Below are 16151 nucleotides of genomic sequence, written 5' to 3'. Positions count from 1 at the left end.
CCGTGGCCGCGCCCCTCATCAGCTTCGACAAGGTCTGGAAGAGCTACGGCCAGGGCGAAGCCAAGGTGCATGCGCTGGCCGGCGTCGACCTTGCCATCCGGCGCGGCGAATTCGTCGCCATCATGGGTCCTTCCGGCTCCGGCAAATCGACGGCGATGAACATCATCGGTTGCCTCGACACACCGACGGCCGGAACCTACTCCTTCATGGGCGTCGATGCCGGCCGGCTCGACCGCAACCGCCGCGCCATGCTGCGCAACCTCTATGTCGGCTTTGTCTTCCAGGGCTACAATCTGCTGGCCCGCACCACTGCGGCCGAAAATGTCGAACTGCCGCTGATCTATCGCGGCGTCGCCGCCCGCGAACGCCGCGACCTTGCCATGCAGGCGCTGGCCCAGGTCGGCCTCGTCGGCCGCGAGCATCACACGCCGGCGGAACTTTCCGGCGGCCAGCAGCAGCGTGTGGCGATCGCGCGCGCCATCGTCACTAGGCCGACGCTGCTCGTCGCCGACGAGCCGACCGGAAATCTCGACACTGCACGCACCCATGAGATCATGGAGTTGCTGACGAAGCTGAACAAGGAGCTTGGCCTGACCATCGCCATGGTCACACACGAGGCCGATGTCGCCGAATATGCCGAGCGCACCATCCGCTTCCTCGACGGCCACGTCGCCTCCGACACCGCGAAACTGGAGACGGCATAACCATGATCTGGGAAACCGTCCGCCTCTCGCTGCGCTCGATCCGCCGCAACGTGCTGCGCTCGTTCCTGACGCTGCTCGGCATCGTCATCGGCGTCGCCGCCGTCATTGCCATGCTGACCATCGGCTCCGGCACCACGCAAAAGGTCAAGGCAGACATTTCCAAGCTCGGCAGCAATCTGCTGGTCGTGCGAGCCGGGCGCCCAGCCGGTCCCGGCGGTCCGGGCGGGCTCGACCAGGCGGTGCGGCCGCTGGCGGAAAAGGACCTGGCGGCGCTGGTCGCGCATCTCACCGGCGCGCGCGCCATTTCGCCGGCCTCGCAAAAGCAGGTCCGCGTCATCTTCGGCACCGAAAGCCTGACTTCAGGCGTTACCGGCACCGACAGCGCCTATCTCGACGCGCGCGACTGGAAGCTGGTGTCCGGCCGTCCGTTCAGCGATTCCGAAACCCGCTCGGGCACCGGCGTGTGCCTGATCGGCGAGACGGTGCGCCAGCAGTTCTTCGGCGCCGGCGATCCCGAGGGCGAGATCATCCGCGTCAACCGTACCTCATGCAAGATCATCGGCCTGCTCGAACCCAAGGGCTATACCGGCTTCGGCCAGGACCAGGACAATGTCGTGCTGATGCCGCTCGCCGCCTATCAGCGCCGCATCGCCGGCAACCGCGACATCGACAACATCTACATCGCCGCCGACGACCGCACGCCGACCACCGAATTGCAGCCGCGCGTCGAGGACATTTTGCGCGATGCGCGCCGCATAACTCCCGACCGCGAGAGCGATTTCGGCATCCGCGACATGACCCAGATCGCCGATGCCATGGCCAGCGCCACCACCACCATGACCGGCATGCTGGGTGCGGTCGCCGGCGTCAGCCTGCTTGTCGGCGGCATCGGCATCATGAACATCATGCTGGTGTCGGTCACCGAGCGCACCCGCGAAATCGGTATCAGGCTCGCCATCGGCGCGCATGAAAAGCACATCCTCATCCAGTTCCTGGTCGAGGCGACCGTGCTGTCGCTGCTCGGCGGCATTATCGGCATCCTGATTGGCCTGGCGCTGGCCGGCCTCGCCTCGATGACTCTGACCATACCCTTCGCGCCAAGCCCGGCAGTCATCCTGCTCGCCGTCGGCTTCTCCGCGCTGATCGGCATGGTGTTCGGCTTCTTCCCGGCCCTGCGCGGCGCCCGCCTCAATCCGATCGACGCGTTAAGGCACGAATAAGCGTCGACACGCCGGCCGGTCTTCTGATCTATTGCTCGCCTACGGCTTAGGATGGAACGCCCGGTTATATCGCTGCTTCCCACGGATTGACGGTGTTCAACCCGGCGGCCGCGAATGGACCGGTGTCGCGTGTGGCGATCGTGAGACCGTGCGCTACGGCAGTGGCCGCGATGTAGCCGTCCGCGTTGCCGATCGCCTTGCCCGCGGCTCTCGCCTGTACCATGAGGTTGGCATAGGCGCGCGACGCATCGAGGTCGAAGGGCAGAATGCGGCCAGCAAACAGCGGCAACGCGTCCTGCTCGAGACGATCCTGCAGGATCGTGCGGCGCTTGCCGGCAGGCATCGCCGCGATGCCGAAACGCAACTCGGCTACGGTGATAGCCGAGAGATACAGGGTTTCGACCGCCTGGGCGTCGATCCACCCGATGACGCGGGGATCGGGTGCAGGTCTCCACGGCTCGGAAATGACATTGGTGTCGATGAGGATCATTCGAGTCTCACCGGCCCGCCCGGTGTTTTGTCGCGGAGCTGCTGCAAGGCATCGACGTCCCCATCCGACAACCCGGCCTCGCGGCCGATGGCGGCGAGCAGCGAGCCGAGCTTGACCCGATTGGCCGGCCGCACGGCCGTTTCCAGGATTTCACGCATTTCGGCTTCGGTGCTGCGGCCGTGATGCGCTGCCCGCACTTTCAGGGCGCGGAGCGTTTCCTCTGGCAAATTGCGGATAGTGACAGCACTCATTGATATCATCCAAAGCTACAATGATGTCATCGATAGCAATATCGCAAATCTGCTATCATTACGCAACAGCCCTTATAGCTGTTCATCTGCAAGAGCCGCTCGGACCATCGCGCTGCCGATCCGTGACAACGGCACGGAATTTAATTTCTGTTCGCGAAATGCCACTCGATCAGCGGCTTCATGTGCGGCGACAGCCCGTCTGGCAGGTCGCCGGCATGGCGGATAATCACCGGGCGCTCGATCTCCGGATCGGCTTCGGTGGCGACGAAGGCCGAGATTCGGCGCGCGATCTCGTCGGCCGACCCATCGACATGATAACGGCGGAAGATGACGGTGCCGCTTGCCGCCGACAGGGCGTGCCAGCGCACGCCGCGCCTGGCATCCGACAGGTCGAGGCCGGTTTCCTCGCGCACCTCCCGGATCATGTTGAAATCGACATCGACTAGCCCATCACGGAAATCGATCGGCTCGAACGATCCGGCGGCGAAATAGACGCTGCCGGCACCCACTGTGTGTCGTCCCATGCGGATCGCCACCAGTGCATTGTCCCCCGCCACCAGCATGGCATGGCCATAGGCGTGCTCGGCTCCGGAATTCTCCCGTCGCTTGCGCCAGAGCATGAAGGTCGAGTAGTTGACCGCATGGCAGCGGCCAACGAGGCTGCGGTCGCGATAGGCAAGTTCTGAAAGCAGAACCACCGTGCCGTCGAACAGCGCCGGATTGGCCGCTATCTCCTGCCGCCAGTTCTCGGCGATCGCCTCGGCATTATCCACCGCGAAGGGATGCGGTCCGGCATCGAGGCGCACATCGATGGCGTCGACCGGCAGGATGACATTGCGCGGAAGATCAAAACTCATGTCGGCTCAGGCCCTCCCATCAGACCATGTCCAACGTGATCGCCACCGGGCAATGGTCCGAAGCCTTGGGCCGATCCCAGCCGGTGCGCGGGAAGCGCTCGACTTCCTGGCCGGCGGGAAAGATCGTGCGCCAGGGTTGGCCGTTGCGGATGATGTCGGGTACCGCGGTGGCGTTCTTCGCCGCCAGCCCCTTCGACAGCAGGATGTAGTCGAGTTGGCACAGATGCCGCTCTTGCGGCCCGCGTGTGTGATAGAAGCTCCATCGGTTCATTTCCGGCCGCCGCTCGACGACGTTTTCGCAGAAGCCGCCCGCTGTCAGCACATTGATGCAGGACAGGTTCTCGTCGATCACCTGGAAACGGTAGCCGTCGATCTCATCGCCGTCGATCTTCACGCGCTGGCGGTAATCGTTCATGTCGCCGCAGATCGCCCAGCGCTTGTCGGCGGCCCCGGTCTTGTCGGCAGTCTCCACACCGAAACGCTCCTCGATGATGCGCCGCACGGCCTGCGCCTCGGCGATGCGCACCGGCATTGTCGCTTCGCGTCCGTCGAACCCGTTGCGGGGCGACCCCATCGACTTGAAGTGCACGAGATAGAGCGTCAGCGGCACACCGCCCACGGTGACATCGACTTCCAGGCAGTCGCGCCGGAAGATGCGTTCATTGGCCTGGTTGCCGAGGGCTGCAAGCTCCGGCGTGTGCAACCCGAACTGCTCGTAGGTGACATAGGCGTGGCTGGTCATGCGCACGAATTCGATCGGCTGCCCCTGCGCGGTTTCGTTGCGCATCATCAGGGCGACATCGATGCCGCGCGAATCATTGCCCGATGTGGTGTATTTCTGGCGGTAACCCTGCCCCACCATCTTGAACAGATAGCCATATTCGAAGGCCTTCAGGGCCTCGATGTTGTCGACCTCCTGCATGCAAATGATGTCGGCACGGGTGGCGGCGATGGCCAGCGCAGTCAGCTGGCGCGTATCGTCGGATTGCGCGATGGCGCGCGCCTGTTCCAGCATCCTGTATTCGGCCTCGCTCTGGATATCGAACAGCGCCAGCGTCCGGTCTTCGTTGAGCTGGTTGCGATAGCCGGAAAAATCGAACCTGTTCATCAGGTTCTCGACATTGAAGGTGGCAAGGCGCAGCGACATGTCCTGACCTTTGCCTGCAAGCGACAGCCAACACAAGAGTCAAGGCGCATGCCCGTCATGGTTGACGGAACCTTTCTGTTCATCTTCCGTTCATAGGAAAAGTCCCATCAATAGGGCCTCTTCCCGGGTATGTTGGGCGTGGGGCCTTTACTTCTTGGAGAGTGAAATGAAACCGCTCTTTTCTTCCTTCCGGTCCGGGCTGATGAGCCTCGGCCTTATTGCGGGGCTGACGGTGCCGTCGCTCGCCGGCCCGATTCTGCAACCCGATCTCTCGACCGCAACCACGGCGCCCGCGCCGCAGATCATCCCCGTCCGCGACAGCTGGGCCGGCGGCAACAATCGCCCGATCTGGCGCTGGCACAACGGCGGCGGCGACTTCAGATTCCGCTCCGGCAACTTCAGCGGTCAACGTCATTTTTCCCGTAACTGGAACGGCGGCAACTGGAATGGCAATAACAACTGGCGCTGGCGGCATCATCGTCGAAACTTCGATGATGGTGACGCAGCCATTTTGGGTCTAGGCCTCGGCCTTGGATTGGGCAGCCTAGCCTACAACGACTATTATGATCCCTATTACTATGACTCCTATCCGCGATACTATCACCCGCGTCGCTACTACCGTGCGGGTCGGCTTTCCAGCGCCCATGTCCAGTGGTGCTATAACAGGTATCGGTCGTATCGCGCCTGGGACAACACGTTCCAGCCCTACAACGGCCCGCGCCAGCAGTGCCGGTCGCCTTACAGTTGAGCTGTAACCGAACCTGGCTATCTGAAGTAAAAAACGGCGCCACGCGGCGCCGTTTTTCATGGTGAGTCTGGATCGCTCAGTTCTTGGCCTTGTCGACCAGCTTGTTCTTGGAAATCCACGGCATCATCGCGCGCAGCTTGGCGCCGACCTCCTCGATCTGGTGGCTGTCGTTCATGCGGCGGATGCCCTTGAAGCGCGACATGCCGGCACGGTATTCCTGCATCCATTCCGAGGTGAATTTTCCCGTCTGGATGTCCTTCAGCACGCGCTTCATCTCGGCCTTGGTCTCGGCGGTGATGATGCGCGGACCCGAGACATATTCGCCCCACTCGGCGGTGTTGGAGATTGAGTAGTTCATGTTGGCGATGCCGCCTTCATAGATTAGGTCGACGATCAGCTTGACCTCGTGCAGGCACTCGAAATAGGCCATTTCCGGCGCGTAACCGGCTTCCACCAGCGTCTCGAAGCCGGCGCGGATCAGTTCGACCAGGCCGCCGCACAGAACGACCTGCTCGCCGAACAGGTCGGTCTCGCATTCCTCGCGGAAATTGGTCTCGATGATGCCCGAACGGCCGCCGCCGACGCCGCAGGCGTAGGACAGAGCGAGGTCGAGCGCATTGCCCGAGGCGTCCTGGTTGACGGCGACCAGGCACGGCACGCCGCCACCCTTCTGGTATTCGCCGCGCACCGTGTGGCCCGGGCCCTTCGGCGCGATCATGACGACGTCGACGGTCGACTTCGGCTCGATGAGGCCGAAATGCACATTGAGGCCGTGCGCGAAGGCGATCGCGGCACCGTCGCGGATGTTCGGCGCGATTTCGTTCTTGTAGATGTCGGCCTGCAATTCGTCGGGCGTCGCCATCATCATCAGGTCCGCCCATTTGGCGGCGTCGGCGACGCTCATCACCTTGAGCCCGTCGGCCTCCACCTTCTTGGCGGTCGCCGAGCCGGCCTTGAGGCCGATGGCGATCTCCTTGGCGCCGGAATCCTTGAGGTTGAGCGCATGCGCCCTGCCCTGGCTGCCATAGCCGATGATGGCGACCTTCTTGCCCTTGATCAGGTTGAGATCGGCATCACGATCGTAATAGACACGCATTTTACTTCCTTCCCGTTTTGAAGAGAGCATGATGCCGAAAAGTGTGAAGCGGTTTTCGGACGACATCATGCTCCATCTCTTGATGTAGAGCCGGATTCAGATTTCAGGTCGATTTGACCTGAAATCATCCGGCTCTATGGGCCTTGAGGCCCGGTTTTTGCTCCGAAAAGAGCGAGAAACTGTTGCGTCGCGCGGATGGCATCGCCGCCGATCGCCGCCTCAGTCAATTCCAGCCGGTCACCGAGCAGCAGACGGATCTGCACATCCCGGCCAACCAGCCCGAAAAAGGTACGGAACGCCGTCTCGGCATCCGCAAATTCAACGAGCCCGGCCTGCCGGCCGGCCTCCAGCACCGGCTTCAGCCTCTTGGCCAGTGCAAAGCGCCCATTCTCCAGCACGACGGCGCCGAGATTGTCCTTACCCGAACCCGCATGACCGACCGCCACCCTATTGAGCGCGATCGAGGTATCGCTTGAAATGACCTTGAGCCAGTCGCGGGCAAAGCGCTCCAGGCTCGCCGCCAGCGAGACAAGGTCGAGCCCCTTGCCGTCGACCTGCGCCACACGCACCTTGGACGCCTGCCACTGCACGGTCGCGGTCAGCAGGCCGTCGCGGTCACCGAACCATTTGTAGAGCGTTTCCTTCGAACAGCTCGCTCGCCGCGCGACGGCGGTCATGGTCAGGTTGTCGCCGTCCTCGACCAGCAACCGCAAAGCCGCATCCAGGACGGCCTGCTGCCGCTCCGTCAGCGTCTCGCTGTTGTCGATGTCGGGCACGCTGTGCAACACGTTCTTCCCTCGCGAACGGCCAAGCCAGTCAATTTCGGCAAGCCGTACCGTACGTTACGGTTCGCCACTTCTATGACGTATTGCGTCGGCGTACGCAAGCCCTTTCGCCGCAGCGAGAACCGCCAGCACCTTCGATGCAGAGATCTGCTGTAGAACGGATCGAAACCTACAAAGCCATGCTTGTTGTAAATCTGACCGTAATGCCGAAAAGCTATTCTTGACCAAGCGCAACTTGAGTTCCGACGAGCGATGGCAGAGCTGTGACAGCATCCGACCCTGACCAATTCATTGTCATTCCAGGGGAGCCTACTTTCCGGAAGTCCGTGGTCTCCCCGGTATCGGTCCAGCTTCCGATTACAGCGTGTGTGAACAGACGAATGACCGTCTTTGTCGGCGCTTTCTGGACATTTGTTACGCTGATAATGGCCATTGCCGCATTGACGTTGTTTCTCGGCACGCCCCACCACACATTTTTTGAAAACATAGCGCTGACACTGTTTGGACTTTTCGCCCTTGGGATGGTCCCGCTTTCATCGGCTGCCGCGCTTTTTTGCTTCCGGGACGCCCGATCGAATGAACCAGTCTTGATTATCGACAAACAGAGCCTGATCGACAATCGCTCTGGTTTGTCGGTCAGATGGATGGATGTCGTGAGCGCACGGCCAGTCCACAACTGGGGCGTCACGCTGCAAATGCGTGACCCCACCGCTTTGCCGAAATCGTTGCGGCTCGGATACCCGCTTCTGATCTGGCGCAAACCCGATGAAGTCCATGTTCAGTCGAATTTCCTGAGCGCGCCGCAGCACGAGATCGACAAATCAATTTTTGGACTCGTCGGTCTGGGCGGAGGTCAGGTTTTGCCCAGCCGACCGTTCCGGCTACTCTGATTCCGAATACACGACAGAGATCAGTCCGCGGCGGGCGGATGGCGCAGCTGGCCAAGCAGTTCCGAGATCATGCTCAGCTCATCCGATGAAAGCTTGGCACCCACCAGTTCGGCGATCGAACGTCCGTAGACCGCCCACATCCGGCGGCGCGTCTCACGTCCCCTGGCCGTGATGCGGATGGTTTGCCCACGACCGTCATCGGCCACCGGCAGTTTTTCGACCAGGCCGTCGGTCTCGAGCCGGGCCAACAGCCGCGAGATGTTGTATTGCGCAAAAAGGGTGCGCTCGATCAATTGAAACGGGCGCAAGCCGCCCTCGCCGGCCTCGGCAAGCTCGTGCAGCACGTCGTACCATGCAAGCGGCGGCAGGCCGCCCTCCTTCAGAGCCTCCTCGGCGCGTTCCATCAATTGGCGCGAAACCCGCATCAGGCGAGCCCAGACCTTGATTGCATCCGGCGAAGGCATCTCTGTCATGGCTGCACCATAAGAGATAGATGCAATTGCATCAAGCTTGACGATCAATGCAGGTGCATCTACATAGATGCAATTGCATCGATATCGAGAGGCACATCCCCATGCAACATCCCGACACCCTCAGTCTCGTCAGCCACCCCCTTTGCCCCTATGTCCAGCGTGCGGCGATCTCGCTGGCCGAGAAAGGCGTCCCGTTCGAACGCGTCGACATCGACCTCGCCAACAAGCCGGACTGGTTCAAGGCGATCTCGCCGCTCGGCAAGGTGCCGCTGCTGCGCGTACGGCAAAATGGCGACGAGACGATGATCTTCGAATCCGCGGTCATCCTCGAATTCCTCGAGGAAACACAGGCCAATCCGCTCCACCCGGCCGACCCTTATGCCCGCGCCCGGCACCGCGCCTGGATCGAGTACGGCTCAGCCATCCTCAACGCCATCGGCCGGTTCTATTCAGCATCGAGCGAGGCCGGCCTCCTCGCCGAGTCCAGCGTGCTGTCGGCGATGTTCGACCGTGTCGAGGCTGAACTGTCGGACGGCGCCGGACACGGCGGGCCATGGTTCGCTGGTAGTCGCTTTTCCCTCGTCGATGCCGTTTACGGTCCGGTCTTCCGCTATCTCGACACCTTCGACCGCATCGGCGATTTCGGCATCCTGGACGGCAAGCCGCTTGTCCAGGCCTGGCGCGAGGCGTTGAGCGAACGCACTTCGATCAAGGGCGCCGTCGCGCCCGACTATCCGCAGCGCCTGCATGCTTTCCTGCGGGCGAAGGAGTCTTTTCTCTCGAGTCTCATTCGGCAAGGCGATCCGGCCACCGCGCTTCGGCAAGCCCAGCCCGCCTGAACGGATCGATCACCGTGCCGGCCACCATCGAGGCCAGGAACTGCGTCTGTTCAAGCCTGAGTCGAGTCGAAGGCATTGCGCGCGTCGCGCACCGCGTCGTGGTTGTTTTCAGCCCACTGCAACAGATACTGCAAAGCGTCGAACATCGATCGCCCAAGGTCGGTCAGGCTGTATTCGACACTGGGCGGCTTGGTTGGAAACACTTCGCGATGCACATAGCCGTCGCGCTGCAGATCGTAGAGCGTCTGGGTCAGCATGCGCTGCGAGATATCGGGAACCAGCCGCCGCAGCTCGCCGAAGCGATAGGGCTGCTCGGCAAGGGCCGCCGTCAACAGTGAACTCCATTTGCCATTGAGTCCCTGGATGACGTCGCGGACCGGGCAATCCGCAATGTTTCCGCCGTCGGTCATCGCTTTGTAGACTTCGAGTTTGGATTTCAGATTGACGGTCCGGCTGTCCATGGCTGGTTCCCTGCGTGTGCCTACCTCCCGAAAAACTGCCTTCTTTACGGCAGTGGGTCAATTCCTATTTTAGTGCTGGTCTCTTTTTGAGACCGCCACCCGAACCGCCCTTCCGGCGCAATGTCAGGATCCTCCATGACCGCAACTCTTCTCGTCACCGGCGCGTCCGGCCAGCTCGGCCGCAGCGTCATCAACCATCTGCTGGACACGTTCGAGATACCGGCGGCGCGGATCATCGCCACGACCCGCACGCCCGCGAATCTTGCCGACCTGTCGGCGCGCGGCATCACCGTTCGCGAGGCCGATTTCGACGATCAGGCCTCGCTTGCCAAAGCCTTCGCCGGCGCCGACCGGGCGCTGATCATTTCGACCAACGAGCTGGCGATCCAGGGAAAGCGCCGCGAACAGCAGCTCGCGGCGGTCGCTGCAGCCAGCAAGGCCGGCGTCGGCCACCTGCTTTACACCTCCCTGCCCAACACGGAGCCGGGTTCACCGGTGCTCTTCGCGCCCGACCATTACGACACCGAACAGGCGATCAAGGCCAGCGGCATTCCCTACACGATCTTCCGCAACGGCTGGTATGACGAGAACCTGTTCATGGCGATGCCGCGGATCCTCGTCTCGGGCCAATGGTATACGTCCGCGGGCGACGGCGCCATTTCCTATGGCGCGCGTGACGACCTCGCCGCGGCCATTGCGGCGGGGCTGGCTTCGGACGCGACCGAAAGCAAGACCTACACACTGACCGGACCCAGGGCCTATACATCAGCCGAAGTCGCCGCACTCGTCACCGAAGTCACCGGCAAGCCGATCCAGGTCATTCAGCTTTCGGACGAGGCCTTGGCCGAGGGGATGAAAGGCGCGGGCCTTCCCGAGCCCATCGCCCGGCTTCTCGTATCCTTCGATGCTGCCACGCGCGCCGGCGACCTTGGCATGGTGACGGACTCCGTCGAAAAGCTTTCCGGTCGGAAGTCGGTACCGCTGAAGCAGTTCCTCGAGGCCAACAAGGCCGCACTGGCAGGCTGAAACCCGCGCGGCGGGAAGTCTTTCTCCCGCCGCGCTATTTCGGGGTTTTGACCAACCCAAGCCGGATCAGGCTTTCTCCGGTGGCGGCCAGCGCGTCCTCGCGCGAGCGCGGCGCCCAGCCGAGCATGCGCACCGCCTTGGCGTTGGTGGCGTTCTTGACCTTGCCGAGTTCCGTCACCAGTTGCGCGGCTTCCGCGTTGAACAGCCCCACCGCCCGCACCATCCAATCGGGAAGCTCCCGCGTCGAGACCCGCGAGGCGGCGGCGCCGAGCCGCGTCTTCACAGTCCGCGCGATCGCCCGCACAGTCATGAAATCGCCAGCGACGGCCAGAAACCGCTCGCCCTTGGCGGCGGGATTGGTCATGGCGCGCACATGCAGGTCGGCCACGTCGCGCGCATCGACCACGCCGAAGGACAGGCGCGGCAGTCCCGGCATGGCACCGTTCATCATGCGCTGGACAAATTCGGTGGACGTCGAATGGTCTGATCCGAGGACAGGCCCGAAAATTCCGACCGGATTGACGACCGCCAACTCCAGACTGCCACCCTCGGCGGCGATGAAATTCCACGCCGCACGCTCGGCTAGCGTCTTCGACTTCACATAGGCGCTGACCTTGGCCGTTGGATCGGTCCAGCTCTCCTCGGTGAAGGGCCGGCCGTCGGGCGGCATCTTGCCATAGCCGATGGCCGCGAAGGACGATGTCAGCACGACGCGTTTGACGCCGGCGTCCCGCGCCGCCCTGAGCACGCGCAAGGCGCCTTCGCGAGCCGGGATGATCAAGTCATCCTCATGCTTCGGCACGCCGGGCGGGAACGGTGACGCGACATGCAGGACATAATCGCAGCCGGCGACCGCTTGCGGCCAGCCAGCGTCGCCCATGAGGTCGGCCATGGCAAAGGAAAGCCTGTCGCCCGGCTCGGCGCCGCCGGCCTTCAGCATGGCGATGACGTCGGCTTCGCGCTTGGCGGAGCGCACCGTCGTGCGCACGCGATAGCCCGCCTTCAACAGGGCAAGGATACAGTGTGCGCCGAGGAAACCCGATCCGCCGGTGACAAGCACCAATTCGCCGCTCATCTCAGCCCTCCCCGCTCAGGTCGAGACGATCGAACTCGTCAGATCGCCACCTGTGTGCCGATTTCTACCACACGTCCGGTCGGGATCTGGAAATATTCAGTGGCGTCCGCCGCCGTGCGCGCCAGGCCGATGAACAGCCTGTCCTGCCATACCGGCATGCCGGAATTGGGCGAAGCCTTGAGCGAGCGCCGCGACAGGAAGAAGGACGTCGTCATGATGTCGAACTTCCAGCCCTGCTTGCGGCAGATCGCCAACGCGCGCGGGATGTTAGGCTGTTCCATGTAGCCGAAGGTCAGCGTCACCCGCATGAACAGCTCGTTGACCGTCTCCATCTTGACGCGGTCGCTGTCGGGCACCACCGGCTGAGGGGCGGTCACCACCGAAAGGATGACATTCTGTTCGTGCAGCACCTTGCAGTGCTTGAGGCTGTGCATCAGCGAGGTCGGCGCGCTGAGCGGATCGCTGGTCAGGAACACCGCGGTGCCGGATACCAGCTGCGGCTTTTTCTTCAAAAGGTTGCCGGCGAGGAAATCGAGCGGGATCTCGTTGCGGCGGGTCTTGTCGAACAGATAGCGGCTGCCGCGCACCCAGGTCCACATGCCCAGCACGATGGTGAAGGCCACGACCAGCGACGCCCAGCCGCCTTCGAACACCTTGACGATGTTGGAGGCGAAGAAGCCGATGTCGATGAAGGCGAACAGCACCGTCAGCGGGACCGCCAGCGACAGCTTCCATTTCCAGATACGGGTCATGACGACATAGAGCAGCACCGTCGTCACCAGCATGTTGCCGGTTACCGAGATGCCGTAGGCGGAGGCCAATTTGCTCGATTCGCCGAAGCCGACCACCAGCATCATCACCACCAGGGCCAGCAGCAGGTTGACGCGCGGCATGTAGATCTGGCCGGACTGCTTTTCCGATGTGTGCAGGATTTCCAGCCGCGGCAGCATGTTGAGCTGCACCGCCTGCCGGGTCAGCGAAAAAGCCCCTGAAATGACCGCCTGGCTGGCAATGACGGTAGCCGCCGTCGCCAGCACCACCATCGGGATCAGCGTCCAACCCCCGTTCATCTCGAAGAACGGATGGCCCACCACGCCGCCATTCGCCAGTATGAAGGCGCCTTGCCCTGCATAATTGAGCAGCAGGCAAGGGAACACGATCGCCAGCCAGGCAAGCACGATCGGCTTGCGGCCGAAATGGCCGAGATCGGCATAGAGCGCTTCCGCGCCGGTCACGGCAAGGAAGACGGCGCCGACCGTCACGAAGGCGACGTCGGGCGAATTGATCAGGAAAGCGACGATATAGTGCGGGCTGACGGCCCACAGGATTTCCGGATCGACGATGATGTGATTGATGCCGGATAGACCGATGGCCAGGAACCACACCGCGGTCACCGGCCCGAACACCAGCCCAACGCCGCCGGTACCGAAGCGCTGGACGGCAAACACCACGGCGAGGATGACCAGAGTCAATGGTACGACATAGGGCTGGAAAGTGGGGGTGACGACATTCATGCCCTCGACCGCCGAAAGCACCGAAATCGCCGGCGTGATGACCGCGTCACCGAAAAACAGCGAGGCGCCGACGATGCCGATGCCGAGAATCACCGCCGAGCGCTTCGGAAAACTGCCGCGGGCCAGCGCCATCAGCGACAGCACGCCGCCCTCGCCGCGGTTGTCGGCACGCAGCACGAACATGATGTACTTTACCGTGACGGTAATAGTCAGCGACCAGATGATCAGCGACAGCACGCCGAGAATATCGGCACGGGTCGCGACATCGCTGCCGGACGAAGCGTGCAACGCCTCCCGGAGCGCATAGATCGGGCTGGTGCCGATATCGCCATAGACCACGCCGAGTGCGCCCAGCATCAACACCTTGGTGCTGTGCTGCTCGATTTCGGGATGGCTCGATTGGTCGACGGGTTCTGCCTCACTACCAGCATTGGCAAGGGCCATGCACGACACTCCGATAAACGCGCGGTGCTCTACGCTTGCTGCAGTGCAATATCAAGTGCCGTAGCGTTATGGCACTCATGTCGGCAGCGCGCGGCTCTTGCGGGGCGACTTCTCGCGGAGGGCAGACCCGCGGCCCGGCAAGCGCGTGTCTGTTAAATGGCGACCTGCGTGCCGATTTCAACGACGCGGCCGGTGGGTATCTGGAAATACTCCGTCGCATCGGCCGCCGAGCGCGCCAGGCCGATGAACAGCCGGTCCTGCCACACGGGCATGCCGGAATTGGGCGAAGCCTTGAGCGAGCGCCGCGACAGGAAGAAGGACGTCGTCATGATGTCGAACTTCCAGCCCTGCTTGCGGCAGATCGCCAGCGCGCGTGGAATGTTTGGCTGTTCCATGTAGCCGAAAGTCAGCGTCACCCGCATGAACAGCTCGTTGACCGTCTCCATCTTGACGCGTTCGCTGTCGGGCACGACGGGCTGCGGCGCCGTCACCACCGAGAGGATGACGTTCTGCTCGTGCAGCACCTTGTAGTGCTTGAGGCTGTGCATCAGCGCGGTCGGCGCGCTGAGCGGATCGCTGGTCAGGAATACGGCGGTGCCCGAGACCAGCTGCGGCTTTTTCTTCAAAAGGTTGCCGGCGAGGAAATCGAGCGGGATCTCGTTGCGGCGAGTCTTGTCGAAGAGATAGCGGCTGCCGCGTATCCACGTCCACATGATCAGCCCCATCAGGCAGGCAACGGTGATCGAGACCCAGCCGCCTTCCACGATCTTCACGACATTGGCCAGGAAGAAGCCGCTGTCGATGATGCCGAAAAGCAAGGTCAGCGCTAGGGCGAGCGCCAGCTTCCATTTCCACATCTTGCGCATCACCACGAACAGCAGGATCGTCGTCATCAGCATTTCGCCAGTCACCGAGATGCCATAGGCGGAAGCCAGCGAACTCGAACTGCCGAAGCCGACCACCAGCAGCATCACCCCCAGGGCGATCAGCAGGTTGACGCGGGGCATGTAGATCTGCCCGGACTGCATTTCCGAGGTATGCTGGACCTCGATACGTGGCAGAAGGTTGAGTTGCACCGCCTGCCGGGTCAGCGAAAAAGCACCCGAAATGACCGCCTGGCTGGCAATGACCGTCGCGGCCGTTGCAAGTCCCACCATCGGCATCAGCGCCCAGTCGGGCAGCATCTGGAAGAATGGATTGGTCGGTTTTCCGTCATTGGCGAGCACAAAGGCGCCCTGCCCGAAATAGTTGAGCAGCAGGCAGGGGAAAACCACGGAAAACCATGCCAGCACGATCGGCTTGCGTCCGAAATGGCCGAGATCCACATAGAGCGCCTCGGCCCCGGTTACTGCCAGGAACACGGCGCCGACAGTGACGAAGGCGGCGGTGGGTGTGCTGGCCAGATAGGCGACCGCGTAATAGGGATTGATGGCGAGCAGGATCGATGGATCATCCATCAAGTGCCAGAGGCCCGCGACACCGATCGCCAGGAACCACAGCGCCGTCACCGGCCCGAACACCGCCGCCACCTTTCCCGTGCCGAAGCGCTGCACGGAAAACAGGATGGCAAGGATGACCAGCGTGATCGGCACCACATAGGCGTCCAGCTTCGGGGTCACCACCGTCAGGCCTTCGACCGCCGACAGCACCGAGATGGCCGGCGTTATGATCGAATCGCCGAAAAACAGCGCCGCGCCGCAAAGACCGATCACGAGGATCAGCCGGGCGCCCTTGGGATAGGCGCTGCGTGCCAACGACATCAGCGACAGCGTGCCGCCTTCGCCCTTGTTGTCGGCGCGAAGCACGAAGGCGACGTATTTGATGGTTACGATGATCGTCAGCGCCCAGACGATAAGCGACAGCACGCCAAGCACGTGAACGCGCGTATCGATGCCGGCTGAGGCGTGAAGCGCCTCGCGAAAAGCGTAAATCGGACTTGTGCCTATATCGCCATAGACGACACCGAGCGCGCCCAGCATCAGGACCTTGGTACTGTGCTGCTCGACCTCCGAATGGCTCGACTGCTCGACGGTTTCAGCCTCGCTCCCGCTATTGGCAAGGGCCATCGACCACTCTCCGAAAAGCGCGCGTTGCTCTATGCATGCTGCGATACGATATCAAGTGCACGCGA

Annotated in this window: 17 protein-coding genes; 6 read left to right on the top strand and 11 right to left on the bottom strand. The window is 62.5% G+C overall.

Annotated elements, in window-relative coordinates; translation table 11 throughout:
• The first annotated feature begins 2 nt into the window (after positions 1 to 2).
• A complete protein-coding gene (locus LB543_RS23135; RefSeq protein WP_224615670.1) occupies positions 3 to 704 on the top strand; it encodes an ABC transporter ATP-binding protein in 702 nt (233 codons plus the stop codon).
• A 2-nt stretch (positions 705 to 706) separates the two neighbouring features.
• Positions 707 to 1924 (top strand): ABC transporter permease, encoded by a 1218-nt coding sequence (locus LB543_RS23130; protein ID WP_224615669.1) that lies wholly within the window; start codon positions 707 to 709, stop codon positions 1922 to 1924.
• 64 nt (positions 1925 to 1988) lie between these two features.
• On the opposite strand, the gene LB543_RS23125 is transcribed toward LB543_RS23130, so the two are convergent.
• From LB543_RS23125 to LB543_RS23110, 4 genes are all read right to left on the bottom strand, one after another.
• Positions 1989 to 2414 carry a type II toxin-antitoxin system VapC family toxin gene (locus tag LB543_RS23125; RefSeq protein ID WP_224615668.1) on the bottom strand — a complete coding sequence of 142 codons (426 nt, stop codon included), beginning with the start codon at positions 2412 to 2414 and terminating at the stop codon, positions 1989 to 1991.
• Entirely contained in the window at positions 2411 to 2665 is a 255-nt protein-coding gene (locus tag LB543_RS23120) for a FitA-like ribbon-helix-helix domain-containing protein (protein WP_224615667.1), read from the bottom strand. The genes LB543_RS23125 and LB543_RS23120 overlap by 4 nt, the downstream gene beginning before the upstream one ends.
• 140 nt (positions 2666 to 2805) lie before the next feature.
• Entirely contained in the window at positions 2806 to 3522 is a 717-nt protein-coding gene (locus LB543_RS23115; RefSeq protein ID WP_224615666.1) for a hypothetical protein, read from the bottom strand.
• A 19-nt stretch (positions 3523 to 3541) separates the two neighbouring features.
• Positions 3542 to 4669: an endonuclease/exonuclease/phosphatase family protein gene (locus LB543_RS23110; protein WP_224615665.1), complete on the bottom strand. Its 1128-nt coding sequence runs from the start codon at positions 4667 to 4669 to the stop codon at positions 3542 to 3544.
• A gap of 166 nt (positions 4670 to 4835) precedes the next feature.
• Between LB543_RS23110 and LB543_RS23105 the strand changes: the two genes are divergently transcribed.
• Positions 4836 to 5417 (top strand): BA14K family protein, encoded by a 582-nt coding sequence (locus tag LB543_RS23105; RefSeq protein ID WP_224615664.1) that lies wholly within the window; start codon positions 4836 to 4838, stop codon positions 5415 to 5417.
• A 76-nt stretch (positions 5418 to 5493) separates the two neighbouring features.
• Here the strand turns inward: LB543_RS23105 and ilvC are convergent, their stop codons facing one another.
• Positions 5494 to 6513 carry a ketol-acid reductoisomerase gene (ilvC, locus tag LB543_RS23100; RefSeq protein ID WP_023757108.1) on the bottom strand — a complete coding sequence of 340 codons (1020 nt, stop codon included), beginning with the start codon at positions 6511 to 6513 and terminating at the stop codon, positions 5494 to 5496.
• Positions 6514 to 6647: 134 nt separating this feature from the next.
• On the bottom strand, positions 6648 to 7301 hold the full coding sequence (locus LB543_RS23095; RefSeq protein ID WP_224615663.1) for a TetR/AcrR family transcriptional regulator: 654 nt from the start codon (positions 7299 to 7301) through the stop codon (positions 6648 to 6650).
• Between the two features lie 377 nt (positions 7302 to 7678).
• On the opposite strand from LB543_RS23095, the gene LB543_RS23090 reads away from it, so the two are divergent.
• Positions 7679 to 8188, top strand: a complete 510-nt coding sequence (locus LB543_RS23090; RefSeq protein ID WP_224615662.1) for a hypothetical protein — start codon at positions 7679 to 7681, stop codon at positions 8186 to 8188.
• Between the two features lie 20 nt (positions 8189 to 8208).
• On the opposite strand, the gene LB543_RS23085 is transcribed toward LB543_RS23090, so the two are convergent.
• A complete protein-coding gene (locus tag LB543_RS23085; protein ID WP_224592519.1) occupies positions 8209 to 8661 on the bottom strand; it encodes a MarR family winged helix-turn-helix transcriptional regulator in 453 nt (150 codons plus the stop codon).
• A 101-nt stretch (positions 8662 to 8762) separates the two neighbouring features.
• Between LB543_RS23085 and LB543_RS23080 the strand changes: the two genes are divergently transcribed.
• Positions 8763 to 9500: a glutathione S-transferase family protein gene (locus LB543_RS23080; RefSeq protein WP_224615661.1), complete on the top strand. Its 738-nt coding sequence runs from the start codon at positions 8763 to 8765 to the stop codon at positions 9498 to 9500.
• 50 nt (positions 9501 to 9550) lie between these two features.
• Here LB543_RS23080 and LB543_RS23075 read toward each other — a convergent pair whose 3' ends face one another.
• A complete protein-coding gene (locus tag LB543_RS23075) occupies positions 9551 to 9961 on the bottom strand; it encodes a winged helix-turn-helix transcriptional regulator (protein WP_224615660.1) in 411 nt (136 codons plus the stop codon).
• A gap of 135 nt (positions 9962 to 10096) precedes the next feature.
• Between LB543_RS23075 and LB543_RS23070 the strand changes: the two genes are divergently transcribed.
• On the top strand, positions 10097 to 10987 hold the full coding sequence (locus LB543_RS23070; protein ID WP_224615659.1) for an SDR family oxidoreductase: 891 nt from the start codon (positions 10097 to 10099) through the stop codon (positions 10985 to 10987).
• Between the two features lie 34 nt (positions 10988 to 11021).
• Here the strand turns inward: LB543_RS23070 and LB543_RS23065 are convergent, their stop codons facing one another.
• The 3 genes from LB543_RS23065 to LB543_RS23055 form a co-directional block, all read right to left on the bottom strand.
• The gene (locus LB543_RS23065; RefSeq protein ID WP_224615658.1) at positions 11022 to 12062 is read right to left on the bottom strand and encodes an SDR family oxidoreductase; all 1041 of its coding nucleotides are present in this window, start codon (positions 12060 to 12062) and stop codon (positions 11022 to 11024) included.
• Between the two features lie 38 nt (positions 12063 to 12100).
• Positions 12101 to 14020: a potassium transporter Kup gene (locus LB543_RS23060; RefSeq protein ID WP_224615657.1), complete on the bottom strand. Its 1920-nt coding sequence runs from the start codon at positions 14018 to 14020 to the stop codon at positions 12101 to 12103.
• A gap of 152 nt (positions 14021 to 14172) precedes the next feature.
• Complete coding sequence (locus tag LB543_RS23055; protein WP_224615656.1) at positions 14173 to 16086, bottom strand: potassium transporter Kup; 1914 nt, start codon at positions 16084 to 16086, stop codon at positions 14173 to 14175.
• Positions 16087 to 16151: the final 65 nt, after the last annotated feature.

Source organism: Mesorhizobium sp. ESP7-2, from assembly GCF_020164715.1.
In the GTDB taxonomy this organism is placed as follows: domain Bacteria; phylum Pseudomonadota; class Alphaproteobacteria; order Rhizobiales; family Rhizobiaceae; genus Mesorhizobium.
This window is presented reverse-complemented; position numbering and strand designations above follow the sequence as displayed.

What these genes read in the sequence shown, in the direction of transcription:
- LB543_RS23130 (WP_224615669.1), top strand. Translation starts at nt 707, where the DNA reads ATGATCTGGGAAACCGTCCGCCTCTCGCTGCGCTCGATCCGCCGCAAC.
- LB543_RS23125 (WP_224615668.1), bottom strand. Translation starts at nt 2,414, where the DNA reads ATGATCCTCATCGACACCAATGTCATTTCCGAGCCGTGGAGACCTGCA.
- LB543_RS23120 (WP_224615667.1), bottom strand. Translation starts at nt 2,665, where the DNA reads ATGAGTGCTGTCACTATCCGCAATTTGCCAGAGGAAACGCTCCGCGCC.
- LB543_RS23115 (WP_224615666.1), bottom strand. Translation starts at nt 3,522, where the DNA reads ATGAGTTTTGATCTTCCGCGCAATGTCATCCTGCCGGTCGACGCCATC.
- LB543_RS23110 (WP_224615665.1), bottom strand. Translation starts at nt 4,669, where the DNA reads ATGTCGCTGCGCCTTGCCACCTTCAATGTCGAGAACCTGATGAACAGG.
- LB543_RS23105 (WP_224615664.1), top strand. Translation starts at nt 4,836, where the DNA reads ATGAAACCGCTCTTTTCTTCCTTCCGGTCCGGGCTGATGAGCCTCGGC.
- ilvC (WP_023757108.1), bottom strand. Translation starts at nt 6,513, where the DNA reads ATGCGTGTCTATTACGATCGTGATGCCGATCTCAACCTGATCAAGGGC.
- LB543_RS23090 (WP_224615662.1), top strand. Translation starts at nt 7,679, where the DNA reads ATGACCGTCTTTGTCGGCGCTTTCTGGACATTTGTTACGCTGATAATG.
- LB543_RS23085 (WP_224592519.1), bottom strand. Translation starts at nt 8,661, where the DNA reads ATGACAGAGATGCCTTCGCCGGATGCAATCAAGGTCTGGGCTCGCCTG.
- LB543_RS23080 (WP_224615661.1), top strand. Translation starts at nt 8,763, where the DNA reads ATGCAACATCCCGACACCCTCAGTCTCGTCAGCCACCCCCTTTGCCCC.
- LB543_RS23075 (WP_224615660.1), bottom strand. Translation starts at nt 9,961, where the DNA reads ATGGACAGCCGGACCGTCAATCTGAAATCCAAACTCGAAGTCTACAAA.
- LB543_RS23070 (WP_224615659.1), top strand. Translation starts at nt 10,097, where the DNA reads ATGACCGCAACTCTTCTCGTCACCGGCGCGTCCGGCCAGCTCGGCCGC.
- LB543_RS23065 (WP_224615658.1), bottom strand. Translation starts at nt 12,062, where the DNA reads ATGAGCGGCGAATTGGTGCTTGTCACCGGCGGATCGGGTTTCCTCGGC.
- LB543_RS23060 (WP_224615657.1), bottom strand. Translation starts at nt 14,020, where the DNA reads ATGGCCCTTGCCAATGCTGGTAGTGAGGCAGAACCCGTCGACCAATCG.
- LB543_RS23055 (WP_224615656.1), bottom strand. Translation starts at nt 16,086, where the DNA reads ATGGCCCTTGCCAATAGCGGGAGCGAGGCTGAAACCGTCGAGCAGTCG.